Below are 20515 nucleotides of genomic sequence, written 5' to 3'. Positions count from 1 at the left end.
ATCTTTTCTGCGGCAGGAGTGGCATTCATGGATGAGCAAGAACAGGGCAGAGGCCCAGAACCGCGCTTCGAAAGGGAGCGTTTTTTGCTGATCGCCGGCCTCGGCGAACGATTCACTCCTGCCACTCGCCAGGACATCGGCCTGCTGTGGCAGCGCTTTGTGCCGCACATCGGCAAGGTGCCGGGGCAGGTCGACCGCAAGACCTATGGCATCTGCTGCAACCCCGACGGCCAGGGCGGCTTCGAGTACATCGCCGGGGTCGAGATCAGCAAGCTCGACGATCTGCCCGAGCGCTATCGCTGGATCGAGGTGCAGCCGCAGCACTATGCGGTGTTCGAGCATGGCGGCGCCTTGCAGGACTTGCCCCGGACCTTCGACTACATCTGGAACACCTGGCTGCCCCAGTCGGGTCGAGAGGCCGCCGATGCCCCGGAATTCGAGCGCTACAGCGCCGACTTCAACCCCCAGGCCGGCACCGGGGTACTGGAAATCTGGCTGCCCCTGAAAAGTGAATGACCCCCTCGGGGGCGCTGTCCCGTCCCCGATTCTCCCGCCCCGCACCGCCGCAATCTTTACGCCGTCTTAATGCCGCCCCCGGCAATCAGTGCCCGACCTTGATGCGCCCTCACCTAACCTGCGTGGCGCAGAGGAGAGCGGTGGACGAGGCGTTCCCGACTCCCTGCCGGCGCCCGTCGCGGGTGCCCTGACCGGCCGTGCCCGGGTTGCGCTTTGCGCTCCCGGCACCGCCTTTGAGCATTAAGGGGAGAGCTGCCTTGCTGACACTGCCATTCATCTACGGCGCCAGTGGTTTGTGCGCCGTGCTGCTGTTTGCCTACCTGGGTTATGCGCTGATCCGTGCCGAGAAATTCTGATGACCGCACGCAGCAACTGCCACCCACTTTCATTCGCCCGTCCGGGCATCTACCAGAAAGGAAACCAGCCATGTTCGACCTGATCTTCGTGGGCCTGACCCTGGGGTTCTTTGTGTTGACGGCCCTGGTCATCGTCGCCATGGGCAAGATTTGAACGGAGCATCGACATGTTGAGTACTGTGCTGGAATACGCGGTGATCCTCGGCCTGATGACCGGGCTGGCCGCGCTGATGGGCCAATGGCTGGCCCGGGTCTTCAGCGGCCGTGGCCACGCCTTGCCGGAGCGTGCCACCTACCGCCTGCTGGGGATCGACCCGGCTGAAACCATGGGCTGGGCCCGCTATGGCTCGGCCCTGCTGCTGTCCAATGCGGCGATGATGCTGCTGGGCTACCTGCTGCTGCGCCTGCAAGGCAGCACGCCGCTCAACTCCCTGGGGCTGGCGGCGCAGACCCCGGACCTGGCGTTTAACACCGCCGCGTCCTTTATCACCAACACCAACTGGCAGGCGTACTCAGGTGAAAGCAGCCTGTCGAACTTCAGCCAGATGGCAGTGATCACCTTCCTGATGTTCGTCGGCGCTACCGCCGGTGTTGTCGCCGCAGCCGGCTTCATTCGCGGCCTGAGCCGTTCCAGCTCGGCGGATATCGGCAACTACTGGGTCGACTTCACCCGCACCCTGTACCGGGTGATGCTGCCTTTGTGCCTGGTCATGGCCCTGGTCTATGTCTGGCAGGGCATGCCCCAGACCCTCAACTCCCAGGCCCTGGCCACCACCCTGGAAGGCGCCCAGCAGCAACTGATCGTCGGCGCCGTGGCCAGTTTCGAGTCGATCAAGCACATCGGCACCAACGGTGGCGGCTTCTTCAGCATGAACGCGGCCCACCCGTTCGAGAATCCGACGCCGCTGACCAACGTCCTGCACATCCTCAGCATGTTGCTGATCCCTTCGGCCCTGACCTATGCCTTCGGCAGCATGCTGCTGCGTCGGCGTCAGGGCTGGGTGTTCTTCGGCACTTTCCTGGTGATGTTCGTCGGCTTCCTGGCGATTGTCTTCACCGCGGAGCAGGGCGGTAACCCGCTGCTGACCCAGGCCGGTGCCGACCAGCAGATGTCGGAGACCCAGAGCGGCGGCAACATGGAAGGCAAGGAGCTGCGCTTCGGCATTGCCGACACCGCGCTGTTCGTCACCACCACCACCGGCGCCACTACCGGTTCGGTGAATGCCATGCACGACTCGCTGACCCCCATGGGCGGCTTCGTGCCCCTGGCGCAGATGATGCTCAACTGTGTGTTCGGCGGCGACGGCGTGGGCTTTATCAACCTGATCCAGTACGCCCTGCTGACGGTGTTCCTGGTGGGCATGATGATCGGTCGCAGCCCTGAGTTCCTCGGCAAGAAGATCGAGGCCCGGGAGATCAAACTGGTGATGCTCTCGGTGCTCGCGCACCCGATCTGCATCCTCGGTTTCACCGCCCTGGCGGCACTGTGGCCGGGCACTCTCAACAGCCTCAACAATCTGGGCCCCCATGGCTTCAGCGAGGTGCTCTATGCCTACGCCTCGGGCACCGCCAACAACGGTTCGGCGTTTGCCGGCCTGAACGCCAATACACCGTTCTTCAACACCACCATTGGCCTGGCGATGCTCATGGGGCGCTTCTTCACCATGCTGCCGATGCTGGCCGTGGCCGGTTCCCTGGCGGCGAAAAAGAACATCCCGGCCGGTGCCGGCACCATTCCCACCGCCACGCCGCTGTTCATGTTGCTGGTGGTGTTCGTGGTGCTGGTGGTCGGTGGCCTGACTTTCCTGCCGGCCCTCGCGCTCGGCCCGCTGGTGGAGCAACTGCAGTTGCTCGCCGGCCAGACCTACAAGTAAGGGGTTGTGATGACTACGCAAATGCAAACCCAGGGCGCCACCGCGCTGTTGTTCAAGGGCCTGTTGCGCCCGGTGCTGGTGTCGGCGGTGTTCTTCATGCTGCTCACCGGGCTGGCCTATCCGCTGGTTACCACGGGGTTGGCCAACCTGCTGTTTCCGTTCCAGGCCCAGGGCAGCCTGGTGCAGCGTGATGGCCGGGTCGTGGGCTCGGCGCTGATCGGCCAGGCGTTCGACCGCCCGGAGTATTTCCAGGGCCGCCCGAGCATGACCCTGGGCAGCGATCCGCTGGACCCGAGCAAGAGTGTGCCCCAGCCCTACAACGCCGGGGCCAGCGGCGCCAGCAACCTGGGCCCCACCAGCCAGAAGCTGGTGGACAGCGTGGCCGCGCGGGTCAGCGCCTATCGCCAGCTCAATGGCCTGGCGGCAGACATGCCGGTGCCAGTGGACGCAGTGACCGCCTCGGCCTCCGGCCTGGACCCGCACATCTCCCTGGCCAACGCCCGGCTGCAACTGAACCGGGTGGCCCGCCAGCGGCAAATGGCCGCCGTGGACGTGCTGATGCTGCTGCAGGCGCACAGCGAAAGCCGCACCTTCGGCCTGCTGGGCGAGCCCCGGGTCAATGTGCTGCAACTCAACCTGGCGCTGGATGCCCAAGCGCCCCTGCATTCCTCGCCCGTTGCGGCCAGTGAGTAAGAGACGTCGATCATGAGTAGCAACCCTCGTATAGCGTTGTTCGACCGTGGGCTAGTGCTCACCGCGTGCCTGGATGCCGTGAAGAAACTGCTGCCCCAGGCGCAGTGGAAGAACCCGGTGATGTTCGTGGTCTACCTGGGCAGCCTTCTCACCACCCTGCTGTGGTTCCAGTCCCTGGGCGGCGAGGGGGAGGCCCCCAGCGGCTTTATCCTCAGCATCACCCTGTGGCTGTGGTTCACCGTGCTGTTTGCCAACTTTGCCGAAGCCCTGGCCGAGGGCCGCAGCCGGGCCCAGGCGGCGAGCCTCAAGGGCATGAAGCGCCAGACCCTGGCCAAGCTGCTGCAACAGCCCCGGCATGGCGCCGCCTGGTTGCCCATGGCCGCCAGCGAACTGCGCAAGGACATGGTGGTGCTGATCGAGGCCGGCGACCTGGTGCCCCTGGACGGCGAGGTCATCGAAGGCGTGGCCACGGTGGACGAAAGCGCCATCACCGGTGAATCGGCACCGGTGATCCGCGAGGCCGGGGGCGATTTCTCCTCGGTCACCGGCGGCACCCGGGTGCTGTCGGACTGGTTGGTGGTGCGCATCAGCGTCAACCCAGGCGAGTCGTTCCTGGACCGCATGATCTCCATGGTGGAGTCGGCCAAGCGCCAGAAGACTCCCAACGAGGTGGCCCTGACCATTCTCCTGGTGGGCCTGACCCTGCTGTTCCTGCTGGTGATCGTGACCCTGAGCCCGTACTCGATCTTTGCCGTGGCCATGAGCGGCACCGGCAGTGTGATCAGCGCCACGGTGATGGTGGCGCTGCTGGTGTGCCTGATCCCCACCACCATCGGTGGCCTGCTCTCGGCCATCGGCGTGGCGGGCATGAGCCGGATGATGTCGGCCAATGTCATTGCCACCTCCGGCCGCGCCGTGGAAGCGGCGGGGGACGTGGACGTGCTGCTGCTGGACAAGACCGGCACCATCACCCTGGGCAACCGCCAGGCCAGCGCCTTCCTGCCGGCGCCGGGGATCAAGGACAGCGAACTGGCGCAAGCCGCGCAACTGGCTTCCCTGGCGGACGAAACCCCGGAAGGCCGGAGCATTGTGGTGCTGGCCAAGCAACTGTTCGACATCCGTGGGCGTGACCTTCACGCCCTGGGCGCCAGCTTCGTGCAGTTCACCGCCCAGACCCGCATGAGCGGGGTCGACCTGCCCGAGGGCCGGAGCATCCGCAAGGGCGCGGCCGATGCCATCCGCCGGCATATCGAGGCCCAGGGCGGCAGCTTCCCGCCGGCCTTGCAGGCCAAGGTCGATGAAGTCTCGCGCCGTGGCAGTACGCCGCTGGTAGTCAGTGAAGGCGCCCAGGCCCTGGGCGTGGTGGAGCTCAAGGACGTGGTCAAGGGCGGGATCAAGGAGCGCTTCGCCGAGCTGCGGCGCATGGGCATCAAGACCGTGATGATCACCGGCGACAACCGCCTGACCGCGGCGGCCATCGCCGTGGAAGCCGGGGTCGACGATTTCCTCGCCGAAGCGCGGCCCGAGGACAAGCTGCAACTGATCCGCGACTACCAGGCCAAGGGCAAGCTGGTGGCCATGACCGGCGACGGTACCAACGACGCCCCGGCCCTGGCCCAGGCCGACGTGGCGGTGGCCATGAACAGCGGCACCCAGGCGGCCAAGGAAGCCGGCAACATGGTGGACCTGGACAGCAACCCGACCAAGCTGATCGAAGTGGTGGAAGTGGGCAAGCAGATGCTCATGACCCGCGGCGCCCTGACCACCTTCAGCGTGGCCAACGACGTGGCCAAGTATTTTGCTATCGTACCGGCCGCCTTCGTCGCCACTTACCCGCAACTGGCGGCGCTGAACGTGATGCACCTGAACAGCCCGAACTCGGCGATTCTCAGTGCGGTGATCTTCAACGCGCTGATCATCGTGTTCCTCATCCCCCTGGCGCTCAAGGGGGTGAAGTACCGGGCCATTGGCGCCGCGGCGCTGCTCAACCGCAACCTGCTGATCTACGGCCTGGGCGGGGTGCTGGTACCCTTCGCCGGGATCAAGCTGATCGACATGCTGCTGGCCGGCCTCGGCCTGGTCTGACAGGGACTTGCAAGGCGGCGCTCTTTCGAGTGCCGCCTTGTCCAATTAAGGATGCACATGGCTGTTCTCGATGCTGACATGCCGCCCCGCGACGGTCGCCCCGATCCCGATGCGCTGCTGGAAAAACTGCAGCAGGACGAGCAAGCGGCCCAACGGGGCAAACTGCGGATCTATTTCGGTTCCAACGCCGGAGTCGGCAAGACCTGCGCCATGCTCACCGCGGCGCGCAACGAAGTGGCCCAGGGCCGCGACGTGGTGGCCGGGGTGGTGGAAACCCATGGCCGGCGGGAAACCGCCGAGCTGCTGCAAGGGCTGCAAGTGCTGGAGCGCCACCGCCTGATGCACCGCGACTACGCGTTGCCGGAGTTCGACCTGGATGCCGCCCTGGCGCGCCACCCGGCGGTGCTGCTGGTGGACGAGCTGGCCCACAGCAACGTGCCCGGCTCGCGCCATCCCAAGCGCTGGCAGGACGTGGAGGAATTGCTGCGGGCCGGCATCGATGTCTGGACCACCCTCAACGTCCAGCACCTGGAAAGCCTCAACGACATCGTCAGCGGGATCATCGGCATCCGGGTGCGCGAGACGGTGCCCGACCACCTGTTCGACGAAGCCCACGAAGTGCTGGTGATCGACCTGCCGCCGGATGACCTGCTGCGCCGCCTCAAGGACGGCAAGGTCTACCTCGGGCCCCAGGCCGAACGCGCTTCACGGCATTTCTTTCGCAAGGGCAACCTGCTGGCCCTGCGTGAACTGACCCTGCGCCGCACCGCCGACCGGGTCGATGCACAGATGCGCGACTATCGCCGCGAGCGTTCGATCAATGCCTTGTGGCCGGCTCGCGAGCGCTTGCTGGTGGGGATCGCCGGCGACCCGGCGGACGAGCGCCTGGTGCGCGAAGCCGCGCGCCTGGCGCAAAAGCTCGAAGCCGACTGGATGGTGGTGCACGTGGCTTCGGCCCAGCGCCGTGGCGCCGGCGCCGCCCGTTATGCGGCGGCCATGAAGACCCTGGCCCTGGCCGCCGAGTTTGGCGCCGAGACCGCCACTTTGCCCGGCATGGATGTCGCCGAAGCCCTGGTGGCCTGCGCTCGCGAGCACAACGCCAATCGCCTGGTGCTGGGCCATTACCCGCGCAAGGTCTGGCAGTTCTGGCACCAGTCGGTGAGCGACCGCATCAGCCGCCAGCACCCGGAAATCGACCAGATCGTGATCGCCAACGGGCCCTTGAGCCGGCGCCCTGCGCCAGTGGACAAGCCCGAGGCCGGCCTGCCGCCCAGCCGCGCGCCGGCCTACCTGTGGGCGAGCCTGGCGTGCTTTGCCGCCACCGCGGTGGCGGCGCTGCTGCTCAAAGTGTTCGACCCGGCCAACGTGGTCATGCTGTTCCTGCTGACCGTGGTCCTGGTGGCGCTGCGCTACGGGCGGGGCCCCGGCGTCTGGGCGGCGATGCTGGCGGTGCTGTGCTTCGATTTCTTCTTCGTCCAGCCGGTGTGGTCGTTCACGGTCAACGACACCCAGTACTTCTTCACCTTCGCCCTGATGCTGGGGATTGCCCTGATCACCGGCCAGCTCACCGCGCGCCTGCGCCATGAAGCGCGTACCGCGGCCGCGGGCGAGCGCCGTGCCACCTCCCTGGCCGGGCTGGCCCGTGAGCTGTCGGCGGCGTTGACCGAGGAGCAGATCTGCGCCGTGGCCTTGCGTACCTTCAGTGGGGTGTTCGAGGCCCGGGTCGGGCTGGCGTTGCCGGATGCCGAGAACCGGGTGCGGGCGCTGAGCGCCAATACCCTGGCCATTGACGAGAGCATCGCCCAGTGGGCCTATGACCACGACCAACCGGCCGGGCGCGGCACCGATACCCTGGCGGCGGCCAAGGGCTGCTATCTGCCGCTCAAGGCGCCGATGCGGGTGCGTGGCGTGCTGGTGCTTGAAGCCGAGGATGCCGAGCGCCTCAAGGAGCCGGAAGAACAGCGCCTGCTGGAGGCCTGCATGAGCCAGCTGGCGATTGCCCTGGAGCGCGTGCATTACGTCGAGGTGGCCCAGAGCACTGTGCTGCAGATGGAGGGCGAGCGCATGCGCAACACCCTGCTGGCGGCCATTTCCCATGACCTGCGCACGCCCTTGACCACCATCATCGGCGCCGCCGACGCCGCCTTGCCCCACGCTGCGCAGGGCCCGCTCAAGCACCTGCTGGCAGGGATTCACGATCAGGCTTCGTCCATGCAGCGGCTGATCGAGAACCTGCTGGACATGGCGCGCATGCAGGAGCGCGGGGTACGCCTGAATCGCCAGTGGAACTCCCTGGAGGAGATTGTCGGCAGTGCCCTGCGCCAGCTGCGCGAGCCCCTGGCCGGGCATCAATTGCGAGTGGCCATGGCGCCGCAGCTGCCCTTGGTGGAAGTGGACGCGCTGTTGCTGGAGCGGGTGCTGGTGAACCTTCTGGACAACGCCGCCAAGTACACCCCGGCCGGGACCCTGGTGCAGATCAGCGCCCGCCAGGTCGACCAGCAGATCATCCTGCAGGTCAGCGACAGCGGCCCGGGCTGCCCGAAGGGCAGTTCCCCGGCCAGCCTGTTCGAAGCCTTCAGTCGCGGTCAGCAGGAATCCGCCGTGGCCGGCATCGGCCTGGGCCTGGCCCTGGCCAAACGTATCGTCGAGGCCCATGGCGGGCGCATCGAGGCCCAGCCTCATGCCGATGCCGGGCTGAGTTTTGTCATCACCTTGCCGGCGGGTCAGCCGCCTTCCATGGAAACCCTATGAGCAGCGCACGCATCCTGATCGTCGAGGACGAAGCCAATATCCGCCGTTTCGTCGGTATCGCCCTGGAGGACGAAGGTTTCCAGGTGTTCGAGGCCGACAGCGTCAAGCGCGCCCTGATCCATGCCGCCAGCCGCCAGCCGGACCTGGTGATCGTCGACCTGGGCCTGCCGGACGGCGACGGCAAGCAGTTGATCAGCGAGCTGCGCGGCTGGCTGGCGGTGCCGATCCTGGTGCTGTCGGCCCGGGATCGGGAGGACGAGAAAGTCGCCGCCCTGGATGCCGGCGCCGACGACTATCTGGTCAAGCCGTTCGGCGTGCCGGAACTGCTGGCGCGGATTCGCGCGCAACTGCGCCGTCATGGCCAGAGCGGTACGGCGGCCGCCACCAGCAAGGTGGCCTTTGGTGCCATCGAGGTCGACCTGGCCACCCATGAGGTGCGCCGCGAAGGGCTGCCTGTGCACCTCACGCCGATCGAGTACCGCCTGCTCTGCGCGCTGATCCGTGGCCAGAGCCGGGTGCTGACCCATCGCCAGTTGCTGCTGGAGGTCTGGGGCCTGGACTACGTCGACCGCGCCCATTACCTGCGGGTGCACATGGCCCATCTGCGGCAGAAGCTGGAGGCCGATCCGGCCCAGCCCCAGCATCTGATCACCGAGTTGCAGGTGGGTTACCGCCTGGTGGGGCTGTGATCCCGGCCCAGGGATTTTTCGCCGCGGCGCCGTTCGTGGACAAAGTCGATGTACAGGGTGATACAGCCAAAGGCGGCAATGCCGAACAGCAGTAGAAGGCCGATCTGGATATTGCTCATGGGAAAGCTCCTGGGGGCAGGACGGGGCGGTTCCAGCCCGCTCGGGCCGGCCACCCTGACGTCGGGGAGCTGATAGATAAGCCCTTGGCGCAGGCGTTGCCAGGGCTTATATGAAAGCTTTACGGCGGCCCCTTCGATCCCTATGCAATGCATACGCAGGCTGCACTGTTGGTAGAATCGGCGGCCCTTCTCCGACCCCAGGTTGCCGCCCATGACCGCTTCGACTCCGCTGATCCGCACCGTCCTGCCCACCGACCTGGACCGCTGCTTTGCCATCGAGACCCTGGCCTACGAAGGCGACGAGGCCGCGACCCGGGACAAGATCGCCACCCGCATCGCCACCTGGCCCGAAGGTTTCATCGTTGCCGAAGTGCAGGGTGTGGTGGCCGGTTTTATCAACTCCGGCGCTACCTTCGATGTGCAGATGGCCGACGAGGCCTTCAAGGAACTGATCGGCCACGACCCGGCGGGCCCGGAAGTGGTGATCATGTCGGTGGTGGTGCACCCGGACTTCCAGGGCCTGGGCCTGTCCCGGCAACTGCTGCAAGCCTTCATCGCGCGCATGCGCGAACTGGGCAAGGCGCGCATCCACCTGATGTGCAAGGAACGCCATGTACCGCTGTACCAGCGCTTTGGTTTTGTCTACATCAAGGCGTCGGAGTCGGACCACGGCGGCATGGCCTGGCACGAGATGGTGCAGTCGCTGTAGAACGGATATCGGGTTTGCAGCAGCGGGCCCGGGGTCAGAACGCCAGCGCCATCCGCCGTTCATAGCCGATCCGGCCCTTGCAGGCCTCGCCGTTTTCCACCCAGCCCAGCTTGCGGTACAGCCTGAGGGCCGGCTGGTTGTCGCTGTCCACCGCCAGGGTCAGGCCCTTGAGTTCGGGCCAGGCCTGGCGGGCGGCCTCGGGCACCGCTTGCAGGCAGGCCTGGCCGAAGCCCCGGCCCTGGTGCCGCCGGTCCACTTGCAGGGCGTGCAGGCTGGCGCTGTCGGCATCGGCCCAGGCCGGCAGGCAGGGCGGGCGCTTGAGCAGCAGGAAGGCCACCGGCCACTCCTCGCTGAGCAGGGCAAAGCCCCTGATCGCTCCCCGCGGCGCGTTGTCGAGGGTGTACAGCGCGCCATGAATGTCCCCGCTAAACGCCTTCTGTCCGGGCAGCACCTCAAGCTCCAGCAAGCGGGCATGCTGGTGGCTGTCGAGCTGTTCGTAAGGCACCAGGCGAGTGGTCACGGGCACGTAGATCCGGTGGGGGGAGGGTGCGGATTCTAGCGATTTTGCCCCGCCGGTAAATTTTTTTATGCGCAGTGTCGATTGCGCGAATGGCCAGACGACTAAGGGTGAACTGAACATTCAACGGCGTGGGTGCAGGGGGTGTTCAGCAGCGGTTCATTCCATTCATGAGGAGTTTCGCCATGCACAATCCATCCAACGAAGCGCAGATCCGCAGCCTGATCGACAGCTGGCAACAGGCTGTGATGGCCCGGGATATCCAGCGTATTGTCAGCTACTACGCCGACGACATCACTTCTTTCGACGCGGTCGGTGCCTTGCAATTCAAGGGCAAGGCCGCCTATCGCGAACACTGGGAAGCGTGCATGCAGGTCTGCCCCGGCCCGGGCATTTTCGAGTTCCATCAGTTGCAGGTGCTGGCCGACGAAGAGCTGGCCTTCGCCCACTGGCTGGCCCATTGCGGTGGCACCGATGCCGAGGGCGTGACCAAGGCCTGCTGGATGCGGGTGAGTGCCGCTTACCAGCGCCGTGCGGGCCAATGGCTGGTGGTGCACGAGCACTGGTCGGCGCCGTTCGACATGCTCACCGGGACCACCCAGTTCGACCTGCAACCCTGAGCAACCAGCGGTTCGCCAAAGCGGCGAACAGCGACCATAGTTGCTCAGCCCGAATCCGGAGGTGCCCATGAAATACCTATGCCTGGTCTACAGCGACGAACAGTTGCTGCACAGCCTGCCCGACAGCCCCGAGGATGCCGAGTGCCTGGCCTATGCCGAGTCGGTCCAGGGCAGCGGGCGGATGCTTGCCGCCGAGGCGCTGCAATCGGTGCACACCGCCACCACGGTGCGCATGCGCGGTGGCAAGCTGTCGATCACCGATGGCCCGTTCGCCGAAACCAAGGAACAGTTGGCCGGTTTCTACCTGATCCAGGCCAAGGACTTGAACGAAGCGATCCAGGTGGCCGGGCAGATACCGGCGGCCCGGGTCGGCAGTGTCGAAGTGCGTCCGGTACGTGAATTGAATCCCTGAAAACAACGATAAACAGGAGTTTCGCGATGACTTTCCAGACCGCGGGCCGCAAGCCCGCCGAGCATGAACTGTCCATCAGCCGCCTGATCGACGCGCCGCGCAACAAGGTCTTTCGCGCCTGGACCGAGCCGGCCTTGCTGGCGCAATGGTGGGGGCCCCACGGCATGACCACTCCGGAGTGTGAAATGGACCTGTGGGTCGGCGGCCAGTTTCGTACCCTGATGCGCGCCCCGGACGGCAGCGAGTACCCGACCATGGGGGTGTTCCTGGAGATCGCCGCGCCGTCGCGGCTGGTGTTTACCGACGCCTACCTGCCGGGCTGGATCCCCTCGGGCAAGCCGTTCATGACCGCTGAAGTGACCTTCGAGGAGCAGGGCGACCAGACCCTCTACACTGCCCGCGCCATGCACTGGACCGAGGCCGATCGCAAGGCCCATGAGGCCATGGGCTTTCACGAGGGCTGGGGGCAGAGCCTGGAGCGCCTGGTGGCCCTGGTCACCCGGGACCTGCCGGACTGATGAGCGACCAGCCTCGGGAAGTCATCGCGGCAACGGTGGCGCAGGTCTACCGCGAGCAGTCGCGGCGGATCCTCGCCACCCTGATCCGCCTGCTGGGGGATTTCGACCTGGCCGAGGAGGCGCTGCATGAAGCCTTCTTCGTGGCGGTGGAGCGCTGGCGCAGCGATGGCGTGCCGGACAACCCGCGGGCCTGGCTGGTGTCCGTCGGCCGCTTCAAGGCCATCGACGCCCTGCGTCGCCGGGCGCGCTTCGCGGCGTCACAGGCGGCGCTGCTCAGCCAGCTCGAGCAACTGGAACAGGACGACTGGAGCGCCGAGGACGTGCAAGACGATCGCCTGCGCCTGATCTTCACCTGCTGCCACCCGGCGCTGGCGGCGGATGCCCAGGTACCCCTGACCCTGCGGGAGATCTGCGACCTGAGCACCGAGGAAATCGCCCGGGCCTTTCTGGCCACGCCGGCCACCATCGCCCAGCGCATCGTGCGTGCCAAGGCGAAGATCCGCGATGCGCGGATTCCCTACCAGGTGCCGGCGTTGAGCGAGCTGCCCGAGCGCCTGGAGAGCGTGCTGCGGGTGATCTACCTGGTGTTCAACGAAGGGTATTCGGCTTCCATGGGCGCCGAGCTGACCCGGGAGGACCTGACCCGCGAAGCCATCCGCCTGGGCTACCTGCTGCTGGAACTGTTGCCGGAAGCGGAGGTGATGGGCCTGCTGGCGCTGATGCTGTTGCACGAGTCACGGCGTGGCGCGCGCCTTTCCAGCGACGGCGAGCTGGTCCTGCTGGACGAGCAGGATCGCGGGTTGTGGCAGCAGGACTTGATCGAGCAGGGCTGTGCCCTGGTAGAGCGCGGCCTGCGCAGCGGCCAGGCCGGGCCCTATTGCCTGCAGGCGGCGATTGCCGCGGTGCATGCCGAAGCGCCGAGTGCAGCACAGACCGACTGGCCGCAGATCGTCGGTTTGTATGACGTGCTGCTGCGCCTGCAGCCTTCGCCGGTGATCGAGCTCAACCGTGCCGTGGCCCTGGCCCAGCGCGACGGGCCCGGTGCCGGGCTGGCGCAAGTGGAAGCGATCCTGCTGCGCGGCGACTTGCAGGATTACCACCTGGCCCATGCCGCTCGTGCCGACTTCTGCCGGCAACTGGGGCATATCGCCGCGGCGCGCCAGTCCTACCAGCGGGCCCTGGCCCTGGTCCGGCAAGCCCCCGAGCGGCGCTTCCTCGAACAGCGCCTGGCCCAGCTCCCCCAGTAGCCGCTGCCGAAGGCTGCGACCGAACCCGCCGGGGCGCCAACCTCGCCCCGGCTCAAGCCTGCTGCCGGGTCGCCGCCAGGACGATCTCGCGGATACACACTTGCTGCGGCTGCTGGTAGGCAAAGGCAATGGCCCCGGCCACGTCGTCTGCACTCAGCACCGTACCGCCCATGTCCTGTTTCCAGGCCTGGTAACCGGCCTTGATGGCCTCGTCGGTGGTGTGGCTCAGCAGTTCGGTTTCTACCGCACCGGGGGCGATGGTGATGACCCGCACATTGTGCGGCGCCAGCTCTTCGCGCAGGTTTTCCGAGAGCCCGTGGACCGCGAACTTGGTGCCGACATAGGCCACGTGGTTGGCAAAGGTCTTGCGCCCGGCCACCGAACTGACGTTGATCAGGGTGCCCTGGCGGCGCTCGATCATCCCGGACACCACGGCGTGCACGCCATTGAGCAGCCCCTTGACGTTGACGTCGAGCATGCGCTCCCACTGCTGCGGGTCCTGCCGGCTGATTTCCCCCAGGAGCATGACCCCGGCGTTGTTGATCAGGGCGTCCGCCGGGCCGAACCGCGCTTCGGCCTCCTCCACGGCGGCCAGCAGTGCGGCGCGGTCGGTGATGTCCACCGCGCGGCTCAGGCTGTCGGGCAGTTCCAGGGCGTGCAGGCGCTCGACGCGCCGGGCCAGCAGCAGGAGGGGATGGCCGGCCGCCGACAGCAGGCGGGCGGTGGCCTCGCCGATGCCCGAACTGGCGCCGGTGATGATGACGAGAGGCTTGCTCATGGGAGGACTCCAGGAATAAGAAAAATGCATGGCTTTACGGGGCGGGCAGTATATTTAGCCCTCTTGAGGCTGAAAAATGCCTTATTCCTCTGTCTGTCATCGGTATTTCCTATGGATATCCGCCATCTCAAAGCCTTCCTTGCGGTGTTCGAGGAGCGCAACATCACCGCTGCCGCCCAGCGCTTGTGCATCAGCCAGCCGACCTTGTCGGTGACCATCAAACAGCTTGAGGACGAGTTGGGGGCGCAGTTGTTCCTGCGCCAGCCACGGGGTGTTGAAGTCAGCGAGCAGGCGCGGGTGCTGTATCCCCAGGCCCGGCGCATGGTGGCCGAGGCCGAGAGCTTGAGCCGTCTGTTTCGCCAGGACGAAAGCCGTTTGGCGCTGGAGCTGGGAGTAGAAGGTGATATTGCCGACAGCCAGGTCTCCGCTTTCGTACGAATGGCCCAGCAGGCGTTGCCCAACCTGTTGCTGACCTTGCAGGAAGGCTGTGTCGGCGACGCGCGCCTGGCGGTGGAAGAGCTGTGCTGCGAGGACGAATTGTTCCTGCCGTTATGGGAGGAGCCTTATGTGCTGGCGGTGCCGGTGGGGCACAGGCTGCTGGAGCAAGAGCAGCCCCAGCCCCGGGTGGAGGACTGGGTCACTTGCCCGGAACACGCCTCGCACCAGCGCCTGATGGCGCTCTATGGCGGTGCTGTGCAAGCCCAGGCCGGGCATGCCGGGAGCTTGAAACAGGCGCTGAACATGGTGGCGGCGGGCCTGGGGGTGGCGATGCTGCCGCTGTCGCTGGTGCAGGGCCGCGAGGGGGTAGAAAGCCGGGCCTTGCACCTGCCGGCGCTCAGCCGGCGGATCGGCTTGTGCTACGCCGTGCAGGCGCTGGAGTCGGCGACCTTGCGCACGCTGCATGACTACTTGCGCACCCTGCGGCCAATCGGCTAGCGGGCGGCGCTGACGAGCGCGGTCATTGCAGCATCTGCGCCAGCAACCAGCTGCCCGCCGGCCCTGGCGGGTGCAGGCGCGACCAGAGCGCGTCCACCGCCACGGTGCGCGGCCAGCCACGCACGTTCAGCTCCTGCAACTTGCCCGCGCCAAAACCTTCCACCAGCCAGCGCGGCAGTGGTGCCCAGCCAAAGCCGCCCTGGGCCATCTCCAGCAGCATCAGGTAGCTGGGGGCCGACCAGACCCGGCCCTGGCAGCGGCTGTCGTAGGGGTTGAGCACGGTGGCCAGACGCAATTCACGGTGCTGGCGCAGGCTTTCCTCATCGACCCGGGCCTGCTGCGCCAAGGGATGCTTGCAGGCCACGTAGAGGGAAATCTCACTGCGCTCTTGCATGGTCTTGTGCTCCAGGTCCGCCGGGTAGTCGGCCTGCATCTCGGCAAAGGCGATCTGCGCCCGGCCGCTCTGCACCAGGGCGATCAGGTCTTCGCACTCGGCAATCAGGCATTCCAGCTCGAGGTCCGGGTAACGCTGCTCGAAGGCGCTCAGGCTGCTTTCGAAGCGATCCGACTGGTAGGTGTCCGACAGCGCCACCGTGAGTTTCGCCTCAATGCCCTGGGACAGCTGGCTGGCGGCCATTTCCAGGCGGCTGGTGGCAGCCAGGATTGCTTCGGCACGCTGCAGCAGCACATGCCCGGCCGGGGTCAGGCCGGGCTTGCGGCTGGAACGGTCGAAAAGCTGCACGTCGAGGTCGATCTCCAGGCTGGCCACCGCCGCGCTGATGGTGGACTGGCTCTTGCCCAGCTTGCGCGCGGCAGCGGAAAAGGAACCTTGGGTGGCTGCCTGGACAAACGCCAGGAGCACTTCATGTGAGGCCATGAACTATCGCCCTGCTCGATGGTTATTGATTATGAAGTATCGGCCTTGTCCTGGAAGATCGGCAACACATTCATTCAAGGAGCCGGCCATGAGCCTTCAGAAATCCCTTAACGAACGCATCTTCCAGGCGGTAGGTTTTGAACTGCTGGCGGTGCTGATCTGCACCCCGCTGCTGTCCTGGATCATGGACAAGCCCATGGCCGACATGGGCCTGGTGACCATCGGCATCGGCCTGTTGGCCCTGGCCTGGAACGTGGTGTTCAACGGCCTGTTCGACCGGTTGCTCAAGCGCTTGCAGTGGGTCCACAACGGCTGGACCCGGGTCCTGCATGCGTTGATGTTCGAAGGCGGGCTGGTGGCAGTGGGCGTACCGATGATTGCCTGGTGGCTGAATATCAGCCTGCTGCAGGCGTTCATCCTGGACATCGGCGTGCTGCTGTTTTTCCTGCCGTACACCTATGTCTATCACTGGGTCTACGACGTGCTGCGGGACAAGTGGCTGCAACAGCGCCTGGCTCACTGAGCCGGTTTCAGGGCGCCGGGTGCCGCCCTTCGATGGCAGCCAGATAGGCTTCCAGCGCCCGCGGCACTTCTTCGAGCAGCAGCTGGCTCTTGAACTCGGGGTGTTCCAGGGCCAGGTGGAACAGGCCGATGGGCAGGCCGAGCATGGCCATGGCGTAGGCCTCGCGCTCGGCGGCACTGGCCTGGGGAAGGCGCAGCGCAAGGACCTGGCGATAGACGCTCTTGATCTGCAGGCGCAGGTCCGGGGCCTGCAACTGGCCCATGGCAAACCCCGGGTTGATCATCAGCAGCAGGTCGGGGTGCTGCTCCAGGTATTCGAGTATCGGCAGCACCATGCGCTCTATCACTTGCCGGCCACTGGACCCCGTCCAGACCTGCGGAGCAACCGCCAGCAGGTCGCTGGTGATGGTGCTCAGGGCTTCGATGTGGCGCTGGCCCAGGGCTTCGAGCACTTGCTGCTTGTCACTGAAAAAATGATAGAGCGAACCGATGGAGGTACCGGCCAGCCGGGCGATGCCATGCATGGTCAGGTTCGCCGCCCCCTGGCTGGGCAGTAGCCGGGCACAAGCGTCGAGGATCGCCATCACCCGTTCGTGGCCACGGGACTGTTTGGGGGCTCGGTGGGGAGCGGCGGGGGAGGGAATGGATTCGGTCATGGTCAGCGAAATGTCCGGGGGCGCCTATTATGGCGTAGAGCGTGGGGTGCAGTCCTAGAGAAAACTAGACACCATCCTCTACTTTTGCAGAAAATACCCGGCTTCGGGTTCCGTTCAGTGAACCTGCTGTCCTCCTGACTATCTGAAGGCCATGACTATTTCCCGCAACTGGATCATCTGCGAACACTGCGATTCGTTGTACGAGTCCGTGCCGCTCGGCAAAGGCCAGACGGCCCAGTGCTCGCGCTGTGGCGCGGTACTGGCCCGTGCCCGTTGGCTGAGTGTGCAGCAGCTGTTGGCCCTGTCGATCACCGCCGGGTTGTTGTTCGTCTTCGCCAACCTGTTTCCGGTGATCAAGATCAGCCTCGAAGGCCTGAGCAACGAGGCGACCCTCTGGCAATCGGTGGAGGCCCTGGCCCAGGGCCGCATCAGCCTGATTGCCGCGATCACCGGCCTGACCATCATTCTTGCGCCGTGCCTGCAGATCATCCTGCTGTGCTGGGTGCTGGGGTTTGCCAATGTGGGGCGCGCCGCGCCCGGCTTCAAGGCCAGCATGCGCGCTCTGGAGCACCTGCGGCCCTGGAGCATGCTGGAGGTGTGCCTGCTGGGGATCCTGGTGGCCATCGTCAAGCTGGCGGGGATGCTCGATGTGCATCCGGGGCTGGGGCTGTGGGCCCTGGCGATGCTCACGGTGCTGATCATCCTGATTTCCGGCAAGGACATCCGCTACCTCTGGGATGACCTGGAGGGCCGCTACTGATGAGCGCTCCGCCCTACGCCCGGGACCACCAATTGATGCTGTGCCACACCTGTGGCCAGGTCTGCCAGGCGTCCGAGCATCAATGCCCGCGCTGCGATGCGCCGGTGCATGCGCGCAAGCCCAACAGCCTGGCGCGCACCTGGGCCTTTCTCCTGGCCAGCCTGATCTTCTACATTCCGGCCAACCTGCTGCCGGTGATGCACACCAGCATCTTTGGCAGCGCCAGTGAAAACACCATCATGAGCGGCGTGGTGGAGTTCTGGAAACACGGTTCCTGGGACATCGCCCTGCTGATCTTCATCGCCAGCGTGGTGGTGCCCTGCAGCAAGTTCTTTGTCCTCGGCACCCTGCTGGTGACCTGCCAGCGCCGCAGCCTCTGGGCCCAGCGCGAGCGGGCCAAGCTCTATCGTTTCATCGAGCTGATCGGCTACTGGTCGATGCTCGACGTGCTGGTGGTGGCCCTGGTGGCGGCCCTGGTGCAGTTTCGCGCCCTGAGTTCGATCGACCCGCGCATGGGTATTCTGTTTTTTGGTTTGGTGGTGGTGCTGACGATGTTGGCGGCCATGAGTTTCGATCCCCGGCTTATCTGGGACGCAGAGGTTGAAGATGTCTGATCATCCAGGTTCCAACGCAGCAAATCCCCCGCCCGTTCCTGGCGCTCCGGCGCTGCGCACGCGGCGTTTCAATGTCTCGCTGGTGTGGCTGGTGCCGATTGTCGCGGCCCTGGTGGGGCTGTCGATGGTGGTGCACAACTCACTCTCGGCGGGGCCGGAAATCAGCATCAGCTTCCAGACCGCCGAAGGCCTGGAAGCCAACAAGACCCAGGTCAAGTACAAGAACGTGGTGATCGGCAAGGTGACCTCCATCGCCCTGAGCGACGACCGCAAGAAGGTGGTGGCCAAGGTCGAGCTGGACCAGTCCGCCGAACCCTTCACCGCCGACGATTCGCTGTTCTGGGTGGTGCGCCCGCGAATCGGCGCCAATGGCATTTCCGGGGTCGACACCCTGCTTTCCGGGGCCTTTATCGGCGCCGATGCCGGCAAGTCGGAAAAACGCAAGTACAGCTTCAAGGGCCTGGAAACCCCGCCGCCCATCACCTATGGGCAGAAAGGCAAGCGCTTTACCCTGCACACCGATGACCTGGGCTCGCTGGACATCGGCTCGCCGGTCTATTACCGGCGCATTGAGGTGGGGCAGGTGGTGTCCTACCAGTTGGCCAACAGCGGCAAGGGCGTGGACGTGAAGATCTTCGTCAACTCGCCCAACGATAAGTACGTCACCACCGACACCCGTTTCTGGAACGCCAGCGGCGTCGACGTGACCCTCGGCGCCAACGGTTTGAAGGTCAACACCGAGTCGGTGTCGTCGATCCTCGCCGGCGGCATTGCCTTCGTCGAACCCAAGTACAGCCCCAACGCCAAGCCGGCTGACGAGAACGCCGAGTACACCCTGTTCGGCGACCAGGACACCGCCCTGGCGCCGCCCGACGGCGCGCCCTATTACATTCGCATGCGCTTCGACCAGGCCTTGCGCGGCCTGTCGGTGAATGCCCCGGTGGAGTTCCTCGGGGTGAACATCGGCAAGGTGGTGTCCATGGACCTGGACTACGACGAGCAGCGCAAGTATTTTCCGACCCTGGTCGGCGCGGTGATCTACCCCGAGCGGCTGGGCAAGGCCCACGAAAAGCTGGTGAAGCAGACCGGCGGCGAAGACGACGCCCGCTCGGCGAAACTGATCGGCGCCTTCGTCAAGAACGGCCTGCGCGCCCAGCCCCGCAGCGGCAACCTGCTGACCGGCCAGCTGTACATCTCCCTGGACTTTGTCACCAACGCCAAGCCGGTGGCCTATGACGCTACCGCACGGCCCCTGGAGATTCCCACTGTGCCTGGCAGCATGGACAAGTTGCAGGAGCAGTTGCAGGCCGTGGTGGACAAGATCAGCAAGCTGCCGATCGACTCCATTGCCGCCAACCTCAATGGCAGCCTGGCGGAGATGCAGAAGACCCTCAAACAGGTCAACGGCGAAGTGCTGCCACAGATGCGCGACACCCTGGAGCAATCCAAGAAGACCCTGGCCAGCGCCAACGAGAGTTTCTCCGAAGACTCGCCGCAGCGGCAGAAACTCGGCCAGGCCATGGAGGAAGTGCAGCGCACCGCGCGTTCGGTGCGGGTGCTCAGCGATTTCCTCGGGCGTCATCCTGAAGCGCTGATCCGCGGGCGCCTCAAAGACAATCAACCGGATGCCTACCAGTCGCCATCCTCCTCTGTTCGCGAATCCGTACCGGAAGCCCAGCCATGAAAACCCGTGCCCTGTTGCTCTGCCTGACCCTGGGACTTGCCGCCTGCAGCTCCGCGCCCACCCATTACTACACCCTGCTGCCACCGGTGGCCGAAGGCAGCAGCGCGGCCCGCACCGGGGGCCCGCAGTTCGAAATGTCCACGGTGCGGATTCCGGTCCAGGTGGACCAGCCGCAACTGGTGGTGCGCCAGGACAGCGGCACCCTGGCGATCCTCGAAACCCAGCGCTGGAGCGCGCCGCTGGTGGATGAGTTCCACGACGCCCTGGCCAGCCAGATGGAGCAGAAGCTGGGTACCCGTAACCTTGAAGGCCTGCCCAAGCAGCCCGGGCGCCCGGTGCTGTCGTTGCAGACCGATGTGCGGCGCTTCGAGTCCCTGCCCGGGCGCTATGCACTGATCGATGTGGTCTGGAGCCTGCGCCAGCGGGGTGAGGGCGGCCCGGCCCGCAGCCTGACCTGCAGCAGCCAGATCCGCCAGCCGGCGGGTGTGGAACTGAACAGCCTGGTCCAGGCCCATCAACAGGCCATCGCCCAGTTGGCCGGGCAGATCGCCGCCGCCGCGCAACGCTGGACCTGCCCCTGAA

24 protein-coding genes are annotated in these 20515 nt (G+C 65.8%); 19 read left to right on the top strand and 5 right to left on the bottom strand.

What is annotated here, in order from left to right; translation table 11 throughout:
• The first annotated feature begins 27 nt into the window (after positions 1 to 27).
• The 8 genes from KI242_RS23875 to KI242_RS23840 all read left to right on the top strand — a co-directional run bounded on the left by KI242_RS23875 (position 28) and on the right by KI242_RS23840 (position 8964).
• A complete protein-coding gene (locus tag KI242_RS23875) occupies positions 28 to 516 on the top strand; it encodes a GyrI-like domain-containing protein (RefSeq protein ID WP_011062830.1) in 489 nt (162 codons plus the stop codon).
• Between the two features lie 257 nt (positions 517 to 773).
• On the top strand, positions 774 to 872 hold the full coding sequence (kdpF, locus tag KI242_RS23870; RefSeq protein ID WP_019093583.1) for a K(+)-transporting ATPase subunit F: 99 nt from the start codon (positions 774 to 776) through the stop codon (positions 870 to 872).
• Positions 856 to 1026: a hypothetical protein gene (locus tag KI242_RS23865; protein ID WP_011062828.1), complete on the top strand. Its 171-nt coding sequence runs from the start codon at positions 856 to 858 to the stop codon at positions 1024 to 1026. The genes kdpF and KI242_RS23865 overlap by 17 nt, the downstream gene beginning before the upstream one ends.
• Before the next feature lie 13 nt (positions 1027 to 1039).
• Positions 1040 to 2746: a potassium-transporting ATPase subunit KdpA gene (kdpA, locus tag KI242_RS23860; RefSeq protein WP_212805610.1), complete on the top strand. Its 1707-nt coding sequence runs from the start codon at positions 1040 to 1042 to the stop codon at positions 2744 to 2746.
• A gap of 9 nt (positions 2747 to 2755) precedes the next feature.
• Entirely contained in the window at positions 2756 to 3439 is a 684-nt protein-coding gene (gene kdpC, locus KI242_RS23855) for a potassium-transporting ATPase subunit KdpC (RefSeq protein WP_015636717.1), read from the top strand.
• A 12-nt stretch (positions 3440 to 3451) separates the two neighbouring features.
• Complete coding sequence (gene kdpB / locus KI242_RS23850; RefSeq protein WP_011062825.1) at positions 3452 to 5524, top strand: potassium-transporting ATPase subunit KdpB; 2073 nt, start codon at positions 3452 to 3454, stop codon at positions 5522 to 5524.
• Between the two features lie 78 nt (positions 5525 to 5602).
• The gene (locus KI242_RS23845) at positions 5603 to 8275 is read left to right on the top strand and encodes a sensor histidine kinase KdpD (RefSeq protein ID WP_019093585.1); all 2673 of its coding nucleotides are present in this window, start codon (positions 5603 to 5605) and stop codon (positions 8273 to 8275) included.
• Positions 8272 to 8964, top strand: coding sequence for a response regulator (locus tag KI242_RS23840; protein ID WP_011062823.1), 693 nt, complete (start codon positions 8272 to 8274; stop codon positions 8962 to 8964). The genes KI242_RS23845 and KI242_RS23840 overlap by 4 nt, the downstream gene beginning before the upstream one ends.
• On the opposite strand, the gene KI242_RS23835 is transcribed toward KI242_RS23840, so the two are convergent.
• Complete coding sequence (locus KI242_RS23835) at positions 8943 to 9083, bottom strand: hypothetical protein (RefSeq protein WP_015636715.1); 141 nt, start codon at positions 9081 to 9083, stop codon at positions 8943 to 8945. The two genes, KI242_RS23840 and KI242_RS23835, sit on opposite strands and share 22 nt — an antisense overlap.
• Positions 9084 to 9294: 211 nt before the next feature.
• On the opposite strand from KI242_RS23835, the gene KI242_RS23830 reads away from it, so the two are divergent.
• A complete protein-coding gene (locus tag KI242_RS23830; RefSeq protein ID WP_072450738.1) occupies positions 9295 to 9792 on the top strand; it encodes an N-acetyltransferase in 498 nt (165 codons plus the stop codon).
• A 34-nt stretch (positions 9793 to 9826) separates the two neighbouring features.
• Here KI242_RS23830 and KI242_RS23825 read toward each other — a convergent pair whose 3' ends face one another.
• Entirely contained in the window at positions 9827 to 10312 is a 486-nt protein-coding gene (locus KI242_RS23825; protein ID WP_011062821.1) for a GNAT family N-acetyltransferase, read from the bottom strand.
• A 182-nt stretch (positions 10313 to 10494) separates the two neighbouring features.
• On the opposite strand from KI242_RS23825, the gene KI242_RS23820 reads away from it, so the two are divergent.
• From KI242_RS23820 to KI242_RS23805, 4 genes are all read left to right on the top strand, one after another.
• Entirely contained in the window at positions 10495 to 10929 is a 435-nt protein-coding gene (locus KI242_RS23820; protein ID WP_015636712.1) for an SgcJ/EcaC family oxidoreductase, read from the top strand.
• A 67-nt stretch (positions 10930 to 10996) separates the two neighbouring features.
• Positions 10997 to 11341 carry a YciI family protein gene (locus KI242_RS23815; RefSeq protein ID WP_011062819.1) on the top strand — a complete coding sequence of 115 codons (345 nt, stop codon included), beginning with the start codon at positions 10997 to 10999 and terminating at the stop codon, positions 11339 to 11341.
• A gap of 26 nt (positions 11342 to 11367) precedes the next feature.
• Positions 11368 to 11859 (top strand): SRPBCC family protein, encoded by a 492-nt coding sequence (locus KI242_RS23810; protein WP_011062818.1) that lies wholly within the window; start codon positions 11368 to 11370, stop codon positions 11857 to 11859.
• A complete protein-coding gene (locus tag KI242_RS23805; RefSeq protein WP_011062817.1) occupies positions 11859 to 13106 on the top strand; it encodes an RNA polymerase sigma factor in 1248 nt (415 codons plus the stop codon). Before KI242_RS23810 ends, KI242_RS23805 begins: the two co-directional genes overlap by 1 nt.
• Positions 13107 to 13158: 52 nt before the next feature.
• Here KI242_RS23805 and KI242_RS23800 read toward each other — a convergent pair whose 3' ends face one another.
• Positions 13159 to 13884, bottom strand: coding sequence for an SDR family oxidoreductase (locus KI242_RS23800; RefSeq protein ID WP_015636711.1), 726 nt, complete (start codon positions 13882 to 13884; stop codon positions 13159 to 13161).
• Positions 13885 to 13995: 111 nt separating this feature from the next.
• Between KI242_RS23800 and KI242_RS23795 the strand changes: the two genes are divergently transcribed.
• Entirely contained in the window at positions 13996 to 14820 is an 825-nt protein-coding gene (locus KI242_RS23795) for a LysR family transcriptional regulator (RefSeq protein WP_212805609.1), read from the top strand.
• 22 nt (positions 14821 to 14842) lie between these two features.
• Here the strand turns inward: KI242_RS23795 and KI242_RS23790 are convergent, their stop codons facing one another.
• Positions 14843 to 15697 (bottom strand): LysR family transcriptional regulator, encoded by an 855-nt coding sequence (locus tag KI242_RS23790; protein ID WP_015636709.1) that lies wholly within the window; start codon positions 15695 to 15697, stop codon positions 14843 to 14845.
• 88 nt (positions 15698 to 15785) lie between these two features.
• Between KI242_RS23790 and KI242_RS23785 the strand changes: the two genes are divergently transcribed.
• Positions 15786 to 16220 carry a multidrug/biocide efflux PACE transporter gene (locus KI242_RS23785; RefSeq protein WP_011062813.1) on the top strand — a complete coding sequence of 145 codons (435 nt, stop codon included), beginning with the start codon at positions 15786 to 15788 and terminating at the stop codon, positions 16218 to 16220.
• A gap of 7 nt (positions 16221 to 16227) precedes the next feature.
• On the opposite strand, the gene KI242_RS23780 is transcribed toward KI242_RS23785, so the two are convergent.
• Positions 16228 to 16875: a TetR/AcrR family transcriptional regulator gene (locus KI242_RS23780; RefSeq protein WP_072450736.1), complete on the bottom strand. Its 648-nt coding sequence runs from the start codon at positions 16873 to 16875 to the stop codon at positions 16228 to 16230.
• Positions 16876 to 17026: 151 nt separating this feature from the next.
• Here KI242_RS23780 and KI242_RS23775 point away from each other — a divergent pair, with 151 nt between their 5' ends.
• Genes KI242_RS23775 through KI242_RS23760 form a run of 4 tightly spaced genes read left to right on the top strand, consistent with a single transcriptional unit; the run spans position 17027 to position 20514 of the window.
• Positions 17027 to 17635: a paraquat-inducible protein A gene (locus KI242_RS23775; RefSeq protein ID WP_015636707.1), complete on the top strand. Its 609-nt coding sequence runs from the start codon at positions 17027 to 17029 to the stop codon at positions 17633 to 17635.
• Positions 17635 to 18249 carry a paraquat-inducible protein A gene (locus tag KI242_RS23770; RefSeq protein WP_011062811.1) on the top strand — a complete coding sequence of 205 codons (615 nt, stop codon included), beginning with the start codon at positions 17635 to 17637 and terminating at the stop codon, positions 18247 to 18249. Before KI242_RS23775 ends, KI242_RS23770 begins: the two co-directional genes overlap by 1 nt.
• A complete protein-coding gene (locus KI242_RS23765; protein ID WP_212805608.1) occupies positions 18242 to 19933 on the top strand; it encodes an MlaD family protein in 1692 nt (563 codons plus the stop codon). Before KI242_RS23770 ends, KI242_RS23765 begins: the two co-directional genes overlap by 8 nt.
• Positions 19930 to 20514 carry a PqiC family protein gene (locus KI242_RS23760; RefSeq protein ID WP_019093594.1) on the top strand — a complete coding sequence of 195 codons (585 nt, stop codon included), beginning with the start codon at positions 19930 to 19932 and terminating at the stop codon, positions 20512 to 20514. Before KI242_RS23765 ends, KI242_RS23760 begins: the two co-directional genes overlap by 4 nt.
• Position 20515: the final 1 nt, after the last annotated feature.

It is taken from the genome of Pseudomonas sp. Eqa60 (genome assembly GCF_018326405.1).
Classification (GTDB): domain Bacteria; phylum Pseudomonadota; class Gammaproteobacteria; order Pseudomonadales; family Pseudomonadaceae; genus Aquipseudomonas; species Aquipseudomonas protegens.
The sequence above is the reverse complement of the archived record's forward strand: the minus strand, read 5'-3'. Positions and strand labels throughout refer to the sequence as shown.

What these genes read in the sequence shown, in the direction of transcription:
- kdpC (WP_015636717.1), top strand. Translation starts at nt 2,756, where the DNA reads ATGACTACGCAAATGCAAACCCAGGGCGCCACCGCGCTGTTGTTCAAG.
- KI242_RS23785 (WP_011062813.1), top strand. Translation starts at nt 15,786, where the DNA reads ATGAGCCTTCAGAAATCCCTTAACGAACGCATCTTCCAGGCGGTAGGT.
- KI242_RS23790 (WP_015636709.1), bottom strand. Translation starts at nt 15,697, where the DNA reads ATGGCCTCACATGAAGTGCTCCTGGCGTTTGTCCAGGCAGCCACCCAA.
- KI242_RS23800 (WP_015636711.1), bottom strand. Translation starts at nt 13,884, where the DNA reads ATGAGCAAGCCTCTCGTCATCATCACCGGCGCCAGTTCGGGCATCGGC.
- KI242_RS23815 (WP_011062819.1), top strand. Translation starts at nt 10,997, where the DNA reads ATGAAATACCTATGCCTGGTCTACAGCGACGAACAGTTGCTGCACAGC.
- KI242_RS23780 (WP_072450736.1), bottom strand. Translation starts at nt 16,875, where the DNA reads ATGACCGAATCCATTCCCTCCCCCGCCGCTCCCCACCGAGCCCCCAAA.
- KI242_RS23835 (WP_015636715.1), bottom strand. Translation starts at nt 9,083, where the DNA reads ATGAGCAATATCCAGATCGGCCTTCTACTGCTGTTCGGCATTGCCGCC.
- KI242_RS23805 (WP_011062817.1), top strand. Translation starts at nt 11,859, where the DNA reads ATGAGCGACCAGCCTCGGGAAGTCATCGCGGCAACGGTGGCGCAGGTC.
- KI242_RS23830 (WP_072450738.1), top strand. Translation starts at nt 9,295, where the DNA reads ATGACCGCTTCGACTCCGCTGATCCGCACCGTCCTGCCCACCGACCTG.
- KI242_RS23875 (WP_011062830.1), top strand. Translation starts at nt 28, where the DNA reads ATGGATGAGCAAGAACAGGGCAGAGGCCCAGAACCGCGCTTCGAAAGG.
- KI242_RS23820 (WP_015636712.1), top strand. Translation starts at nt 10,495, where the DNA reads ATGCACAATCCATCCAACGAAGCGCAGATCCGCAGCCTGATCGACAGC.
- kdpB (WP_011062825.1), top strand. Translation starts at nt 3,452, where the DNA reads ATGAGTAGCAACCCTCGTATAGCGTTGTTCGACCGTGGGCTAGTGCTC.
- KI242_RS23840 (WP_011062823.1), top strand. Translation starts at nt 8,272, where the DNA reads ATGAGCAGCGCACGCATCCTGATCGTCGAGGACGAAGCCAATATCCGC.
- KI242_RS23810 (WP_011062818.1), top strand. Translation starts at nt 11,368, where the DNA reads ATGACTTTCCAGACCGCGGGCCGCAAGCCCGCCGAGCATGAACTGTCC.
- KI242_RS23765 (WP_212805608.1), top strand. Translation starts at nt 18,242, where the DNA reads ATGTCTGATCATCCAGGTTCCAACGCAGCAAATCCCCCGCCCGTTCCT.
- kdpA (WP_212805610.1), top strand. Translation starts at nt 1,040, where the DNA reads ATGTTGAGTACTGTGCTGGAATACGCGGTGATCCTCGGCCTGATGACC.
- KI242_RS23845 (WP_019093585.1), top strand. Translation starts at nt 5,603, where the DNA reads ATGCCGCCCCGCGACGGTCGCCCCGATCCCGATGCGCTGCTGGAAAAA.
- KI242_RS23775 (WP_015636707.1), top strand. Translation starts at nt 17,027, where the DNA reads ATGACTATTTCCCGCAACTGGATCATCTGCGAACACTGCGATTCGTTG.
- KI242_RS23795 (WP_212805609.1), top strand. Translation starts at nt 13,996, where the DNA reads ATGGATATCCGCCATCTCAAAGCCTTCCTTGCGGTGTTCGAGGAGCGC.
- KI242_RS23770 (WP_011062811.1), top strand. Translation starts at nt 17,635, where the DNA reads ATGAGCGCTCCGCCCTACGCCCGGGACCACCAATTGATGCTGTGCCAC.
- KI242_RS23760 (WP_019093594.1), top strand. Translation starts at nt 19,930, where the DNA reads ATGAAAACCCGTGCCCTGTTGCTCTGCCTGACCCTGGGACTTGCCGCC.